6 protein-coding genes and 1 pseudogene are annotated in these 7,262 nt (G+C 67.7%); all 7 read left to right on the top strand.

The window, feature by feature from the left end; translation table 11 throughout:
* A complete protein-coding gene (ftsW, locus tag ACR80S_RS08055) occupies nucleotides 1–1,260 on the top strand; it encodes a putative lipid II flippase FtsW (RefSeq protein ID WP_435403025.1) in 1,260 nt (419 codons plus the stop codon).
* Nucleotides 1,261–1,289: 29 nt separating this feature from the next.
* Nucleotides 1,290–2,345, top strand: coding sequence for an undecaprenyldiphospho-muramoylpentapeptide beta-N-acetylglucosaminyltransferase (murG, locus tag ACR80S_RS08060; RefSeq protein ID WP_435403026.1), 1,056 nt, complete (start codon nucleotides 1,290–1,292; stop codon nucleotides 2,343–2,345).
* 58 nt (nucleotides 2,346–2,403) lie between these two features.
* Nucleotides 2,404–3,816: a UDP-N-acetylmuramate--L-alanine ligase gene (gene murC / locus ACR80S_RS08065; RefSeq protein WP_435400094.1), complete on the top strand. Its 1,413-nt coding sequence runs from the start codon at nucleotides 2,404–2,406 to the stop codon at nucleotides 3,814–3,816.
* Complete coding sequence (locus tag ACR80S_RS08070) at nucleotides 3,813–4,742, top strand: D-alanine--D-alanine ligase (protein ID WP_435399907.1); 930 nt, start codon at nucleotides 3,813–3,815, stop codon at nucleotides 4,740–4,742. Before murC ends, ACR80S_RS08070 begins: the two co-directional genes overlap by 4 nt.
* Nucleotides 4,739–5,464, top strand: coding sequence for a cell division protein FtsQ/DivIB (locus ACR80S_RS08075; RefSeq protein ID WP_435399906.1), 726 nt, complete (start codon nucleotides 4,739–4,741; stop codon nucleotides 5,462–5,464). The genes ACR80S_RS08070 and ACR80S_RS08075 overlap by 4 nt, the downstream gene beginning before the upstream one ends.
* 196 nt (nucleotides 5,465–5,660) lie before the next feature.
* Entirely contained in the window at nucleotides 5,661–6,950 is a 1,290-nt protein-coding gene (gene ftsA / locus ACR80S_RS08080; protein ID WP_435399905.1) for a cell division protein FtsA, read from the top strand.
* A gap of 34 nt (nucleotides 6,951–6,984) precedes the next feature.
* Nucleotides 6,985–7,262 (top strand): annotated as a pseudogene (locus ACR80S_RS08085) (cell division protein FtsZ); the annotation flags it as partial.

Here is a 7,262-nt window from a genome sequence, read left to right on the forward strand (position 1 = left end):
TTGTCGCGACTGGGCCGGCTACGCGAGCGGCTCTCTACCCGGGACCAGCCCTTCGATAGCTGGCTGGTGATCGCCACCCTTGCGCTGATGCTGATCGGCTGGGTGATGGTGACCTCGGCGTCGTCCGAAGTGGCGGCGAGTCTTACCGGCAACCCCTGGTACTTTAGCACCCGTCACGGCATCTTCCTGGTGATGGCACTTGCCGCCGCGGCCTTCGTGCTGCGCATGCCCCTGGCCTGGTGGAAGGTCAACGGCCCGCTGCTGCTGCTGGTGGGCATCGCCCTGCTGGTGCTGGTGCTGCTGGTGGGGCGCGAGGTCAACGGCAGCAAGCGCTGGCTCTCGATTCCCGGTGTACCCTTCAACCTCCAGGCCTCAGAGGTCGCCAAGCTCTGCCTGATCGCCTACATGGCTGGCTATCTTGAGCGCTTCCTGCCCCAGGTGCGCCGGCACTGGGGTGCCTTCCTGCGGCCGCTGCTGATCCTCGCCGTCATCGGCGTGCTGCTGATCCTCGAGCCTGACTACGGCGCTGCGGTGGTAATGACCGGGTGCGTGATGGGCATGCTGTTGATGGCCGGGGCCCCCTGGGGGCGCTTCCTGTTGCTGGCGCTTATGGTGGCGGCGGGCGGTGCCCTGCTGGCCATCGCCGAGCCCTACCGTCTGGCGCGCCTGACCAGCTTCGCCGACCCCTGGGCGGATCAGTTCGCCAGCGGCTACCAGCTGACCCAGGCGCTGATCGCCTTCGGCCGGGGCAGCTGGCTGGGCATGGGGCTCGGCAACAGCGTGCAGAAGCTCTTTTATCTGCCCGAGGCTCATACCGACTTTGTCTTCGCAGTGCTCGCCGAGGAGCTCGGTCTTTTCGGCGCCGCGGGGGTGGTGGGCCTCTTCGCGCTGCTGATTTGGCGGGCCATGGCGGTGGGGCGCCGCGCCGAGCTGGCCGGTTTTCCCTTCGCCGCCTACCTCAGCTACGGCATCGCCCTGGTGGTGGGCGCCCAGGCCTTCATCAACATTGCGGTGAGCAGCGGCATGCTGCCCACCAAGGGGCTGACCCTACCGCTGCTCAGCTACGGCGGGTCGAGCCTGCTGGTCAGCGCGGTCATGATGGCGCTGCTGCTGCGGGCCGATATCGAGACCCGCCAGGCCCGGCGCCGGGCGAGTCCCACGGCGCCACGCGCCGACGGACGCGGTGACGCCTCAGCGTCACCCTCACCCTCTCAACGACCCGCTCAACGACCCACTCAACGACAAGGAGTCGCCAAGTGAGCCAACGACCGGGACGTCGCGCCCTGATCATGGCAGGGGGCACCGGCGGTCACGTCATTCCGGCCATCTCCCTGGCCCGCGGGCTGGCCGCCGAGGGGGTGGAGGTGGCCTGGCTGGGCAGTCCCCGCGGCATCGAGAACCGCCTGGTGCCGGAGGCCGGTATTCCCCTGCATCGCATCGCGGTGGCCGGGCTGCGTGGCAATGGAGCGGCGGGCTGGCTACTGGCACCGCTCAACCTGACCCGGGCTGTGTGGCAGGCGTGGCGGGTGATGCGCACATTCGACCCCCAACTGGTGGTGGGTCTCGGTGGCTTCGCCAGTGGCCCCGGGGGGCTGGCCGCCTGGCTGTCGGGCCGCCCGCTGGTGATCCACGAGCAGAACGCCGTGGCCGGGCTGACCAATAAAGCGCTGTCGCGGCTGTCGCGGCGCGTCTACGCGGCATTTCCCCAGGCCTTCGGCGAGCGCGGCGAGGTGATCGGCAATCCGGTGCGCGACGAGATCGCCGCCCTGGGGGAGGTGCCGCGTGCGGCTGAGGCCATGCGCGGTCGGCGTCTTCGCCTGCTGGTGGTGGGCGGTTCCCTGGGGGCCCAGGCTCTCAACGAGCGCCTTCCCGAGGCGCTGGCACGACTGCCCGAGGGGGCGCGACCCGAGGTGCGCCACCAGGCGGGGCGCGACAAGGATGCCGCGACCCGCCTAGCCTACGCCGAGCAGGGCGTGGACGCCGAGGTGATACCCTTTATCGACGAGATGGCCGAGGCCTACGGCTGGGCCGATCTGGTGGCCTGCCGGGCCGGCGCCCTGACCGTGGCGGAACTCGCCGCGGCGGCCAAGCCGGCGCTGTTCGTGCCCTTTCCCTTTGCCGTGGATGACCACCAGACCGCCAACGCCCGGGCGCTGGTGGAGGAGGGGGCCGCCGAACTGCTGCCCCAGCCAGAACTCAGCGCGGCGACGCTGGCCGACCGGCTAGCGTCGCTGCTCGACCCCGACACTCTCGCCACCATGGCCGCACGGGCGCGGGCCTGCGCGCATCTCGACGCCGTCGAGCGCCTGGTGGCCGGCTGCATGGAGACAGGTTTTGAGCGATAGCAGATCACGGCCGGTACCCGGCCAATCCCTGCCGGAGCGCAACGGCCGCGGGCTGGGCATGCGCCGCATCCGGCACATCCATTTCGTGGGCATCGGCGGTGCCGGCATGTGCGGCATCGCCGAGGTGCTGGCCAATCAGGGTTATACCGTCAGCGGAAGCGACCTGCGCGAGTCCCCGGTGGTGGCGCGGCTGCGCCAGTGCGGCATCCAGGTGGCCATCGGGCACGCCGATGCCAATGTGGCCGGCGCCGATGTACTGGTGGTCTCCACGGCGGTGGATGAGGCTAACCCGGAAATTCGCTGGGCCCACGACCATCGGGTGCCGGTGGTGCGCCGGGCGGAAATGCTCGCCGAGCTGATGCGCTTCCGCCACGGCATCGCCGTAGCCGGCACCCACGGCAAGACCACCACCACCAGCATCACCGCCACGCTGCTCGCTGAGGGGGGGCTCGACCCCACCTTCGTGATCGGCGGCCGGCTGACCAGCGCCGGCACCAACGCGCGCCTGGGGGAGGGCGACTACCTGGTAGCCGAGGCCGATGAGTCCGACGCCTCCTTCCTTCACCTGCAGCCCATGGTCTCCATCATCACCAACATCGATGCCGACCACATGGCGACCTACGGCGGCGATTTCGAGAAGCTCAAGGCCACTTTCCTGGAGTTCCTGCACAATCTGCCCTTCTATGGCCTGGCGATCCTGTGCATCGATGACGACAACATGCGTGGCCTGTTGGATCGGGTGCATCGCCAGTTCATCACCTATGGCTTCAGCGAGGACGCCGACTACCGCATCACTGACTTCCTGCAGCAGGCCGGTGAGATCCGCTTCACTGCCCATCGCCCGGGCGGGCTGGCGCCGCTTGAGATTCGGCTGGCCATGCCCGGACGCCACAACGCCCTGAACGCCATGGCGGCCATCGCCGTGGCAAGTGACGCGGGAGTGGACGACGACGCCATCCTGCGCGGCCTTGCCGGCTTCCAGGGAGTGGGACGCCGCTTCCAGGTGCAGGGGAACTTCCCGGCACCGGGGGGTGAAGGCAAGGTAATGCTGGTGGACGATTACGGCCACCATCCCCGGGAGGTGGAAATGGTGATCCGGGCGGTGCGCGCCGGTTGGCCCGAGCGGCGGTTGGTGATGCTCTACCAGCCCCATCGCTACTCGCGTACCCGGGATCTCTACGAGGACTTCGTGCGGGTGCTCTCCGGGGTCGATACCCTGCTGCTGCTGGACGTCTACAGCGCCGGCGAGGCGCCGATCCCCGGGGCCGAGGGGCGCACCCTGGCCGGCTCCATCCGGCAGCGCGGCGAGGTGGATCCGCTGTTCGTCCAAGAGAAGGGCGAGCTGCCCGGCCTGCTGGCCCGGGTGTTGCGCCCCGATGACATCCTGATCACCCAGGGCGCCGGCGACGTGGGCGGGATCTCCCTGGCCCTGGCCGAGGCGGCCCTGGCCTTCGACGAGGTGACCCTATGAGCCTGGTCAACGACCTGGGTCGCGTGGCCGTGATCTACGGCGGCAGCTCCGCCGAGCGTGAGGTCTCCCTGAAGAGCGGTGCGGCGGTACTGGCGGCCCTCACGCGGGCCGGCGTGGACGCCACCGGCTACGATCCCGCCGAGGGTGGCCTGGTGGGCCTGGAAGCTCTGGCGCCGGATCGCGTCTTCATCGCCCTGCATGGCCGCGGCGGCGAGGATGGCACCCTGCAGGGGGCGCTGGAGCTGCTCGGCATCCCCTATACCGGCAGCGGCGTGCTGGCCTCGGCGCTGGGCATGGACAAGCAGCGCACCAAGCTGGTTTGGCAGGCCCTGGGGCTGCCCACGCCGGAGTCGGTGATGCTCGAGGCGGATGCCGATTGGGCGGCGGTAGCGGCGCGTCTGGGCCTGCCGCTGATCGTCAAGCCGGTCCATGAGGGCTCGACGCTGGGCATCAGCATCGTCGAGAGCGCCGAGGCGCTAGCGGCGGCTTACCACGAGGCGGCCCGCTTCGACGCCCGGGTGATGGCCGAGCGCTTCATCAAGGGCGATGAATTCACGGTGTCGCTGCTCGGCGACGTGGTGCTGCCGGCGATCCGCGTCGAGGTGCCCGGCGGCTTCTACGACTACGAGGCCAAGTACCTCTCCGACGAGACGCGCTACCACCTGCCCTGCGGGCTCAGCGACACCGAGGAGGCCGAACTGGGCGAGCTCTGTCGCCGCGCCTTCGAGGCGGTTGGTGCCGAGGGCTGGGGCCGGGTCGACGTGATGCGCGACGCCGCGGGCGTCTTCTGGTTGATCGAGGTCAACACCTCGCCGGGCATGACCGACCACAGCCTGGTGCCCCAGTCGGCGGCCTATGCCGGCATCGACTTCGAGGCCTTGGTGCTGCGCATACTCGCCGCTACCCTGGAGGTGCACCGGGCATGACGCGTCGCGGGGGGCTGCTCGGTGTGGTGCTGCTGCTGGTGCTGTTCGGCGCCGGCGGGCGTGCCCTGTGGCTGTGGCTCGACCGGCCCATCGAGCGGGTCTCCATCGCCGGCGAGTTCACCCACGTCAACGCCGACTACCTGCGCGATCAGCTGGCACCACTGATTCGCGGCCGCACCTGGCTGTCGGTGAACGTGGCCGAACTGCGCGAGGAGGCGCTGGCCATCGATTGGCTCTTCGAGGTGCGGGTCACCCGCGAGTGGCCCAATGCGTTGACCTTCGACCTGGTGGAGCAGGTGCCGGTGGCGCGCTGGAACGATGACTTCCTGCTCAATCCCGCGGGAGAGCCCTTCGCCTTCGGTCCGGTGTCGCCGCCCGGCGACTTGCCGGACCTGGCCGGCCCCGCCGGAAGTGGCGCCGAGGTGCTCGCCTATCATGAGCGCCTGGCCACCCGCTTTGGCGCCATGGGCCTCGAGCTCTCCCAGCTGCGCCTGGAGCCCCGCGGCGCCTGGCGCTTCCAGCTCGACGACGGTGTCTGGGTGATGCTTGGCCGCAACGATCGCGAGGCACGCCTGGGGAGATTGTCTGCGGCCTGGCAGCGACAGCTCGGTTCCCAGGCGTCGCATATCCGCTACATTGACCTGCGATACCCCAATGGCGTGGCCGTTGCCTGGCATGGAGAAATCGACCCGGCACAGGGTGAGGACTCTGAGGAGGGCTGACCTCTTTTTCTGGCGTAGGGCCCATGCTCAATGGCATGGGGCTGTTTCTTTTCCCGCAAAATCGCCGTATCGTGAAAGGTGATTTGCTCGCCGGGGTGGAGGATAACCTCCAGTTGTTCCTATAATTGGTCCCAGGTTCATTTTTCATGATGCAGGCCCCTCAATACGGGCCAAGTTCGAGGAGAGTTCCCGACTCATGGCAGGTCCTTCCAACGCGTCCAATATGGTAGTCGGGCTGGATATCGGAACGTCCAAGGTCGTGGCGATCGTGGGGCAGCCCACCGACGATGGCGGCATCGAGATCGCCGGTATCGGCTCGCACCCCTCCCGCGGTATGAAGAAGGGGGTAGTGATCAACATCGAATCTACGGTGATGTCCATCCAGCGCGCCGTGGAGGAGGCCGAACTGATGGCCGGCTGCGATATTCACTCGGTCTATGTCGGCGTCGCCGGCAGCCATATCAGTTCGATGAATTCCGACGGCGTGGTGGCGATCAAGGAGCGCGAAGTCACTCCCTCCGATATCGATCGCGTCATCGACTCTGCTCGCGCCCGGGCCATCTCCGAGGGTCAACGGGTGCTCCACGTGCTCCCTCAGGAGTTTTCCATCGACACCCAGGGTGGCATCCGCGAGCCGCTGGGAATGTCAGGAGTTCGCCTCGAGGCTCGTGTGCATCTGGTGACCGCGGCCCTGAATGCCGTTCAGAACATCGAGAAGTGTGTGCGACGCTGCGGCCTGGAGGTCGATGCCATCATCCTCGAGCAACTCGCTTCGAGCATGGCAGTGCTCACCGAGGATGAGCGCGAGTTGGGCGTCTGCATGGTGGATATCGGCGGCGGCACCACCGATATTGCCGTGTTCACCGAGGGGGCCATCCGCCACACCGCCGTGATCCCCATCGCCGGTGACCAGGTGACCAACGACATCGCCATGGCGCTGCGCACGCCCACCCAGCACGCCGAGGAAATCAAGGTCAAGTATGCCTGCGCGCTGACGCAGCTGGCCGCCAGCGACGAGATGATCAAGGTGCCCAGCGTCGGCGATCGGCCGGCCCGGGACCTCTCCCGCCAGGCCTTGGCCGAGGTGGTGGAACCGCGTTACGAGGAGCTCTTTACCTTGGTGCGCGACGAACTGCGTCGCAGTGGCTACGAGGATCTGGTTGCCGCCGGGGTGGTGCTGACCGGTGGCACCGCGCGCATGGAAGGAGTGGTGGAACTGGCCGAGGAGATCTTCCACATGCCGGTGCGCATCGCCTGTCCACAGAATGTGCGCGGGCTTGCCGATGTGGTGCGCAACCCGATTTATTCGACCGGCGTCGGTTTGCTACATTACGCTCTACAGGAAAACCGGCAGGGGCAAGGTCGACAGGCACAGGGCAGCGTGATACCGGTCCCGGCGCGGCGTGAAGACGCCGGACGGCGCGGCTTGAAGGAAAACATGCCAGCGCTGGCAAGGCTCAAGGGCTGGTTGAAAGGAAATTTCTGACAGGATCGCCGTGGCGATCCAGGAGACGGGGCAAATGTTTGAATTGGTAGATAGCGCACCCTCAAGCAGCGCGGTCATCAAGGTGATCGGTGTCGGTGGTGGCGGCGGCAACGCCGTCAATCATATGGTCGAGAGCAACATCGAGGGCGTGGAGTTCATCTGTGCCAACACCGATGCTCAGGCGCTCAAACGAGTGTCCGCCAAGACCGTACTTCAGCTCGGCAGCGAGATCACCAAGGGGCTTGGGGGGGGGGGGGACCCCGAGGGAGGGCGTGAGGCGGGCATGGAGGAACGAGAACGCATCGCCGAGCT

This window comes from Halomonas salsilacus (genome assembly GCF_051216275.1).
Lineage (GTDB): Bacteria > Pseudomonadota > Gammaproteobacteria > Pseudomonadales > Halomonadaceae > Halomonas.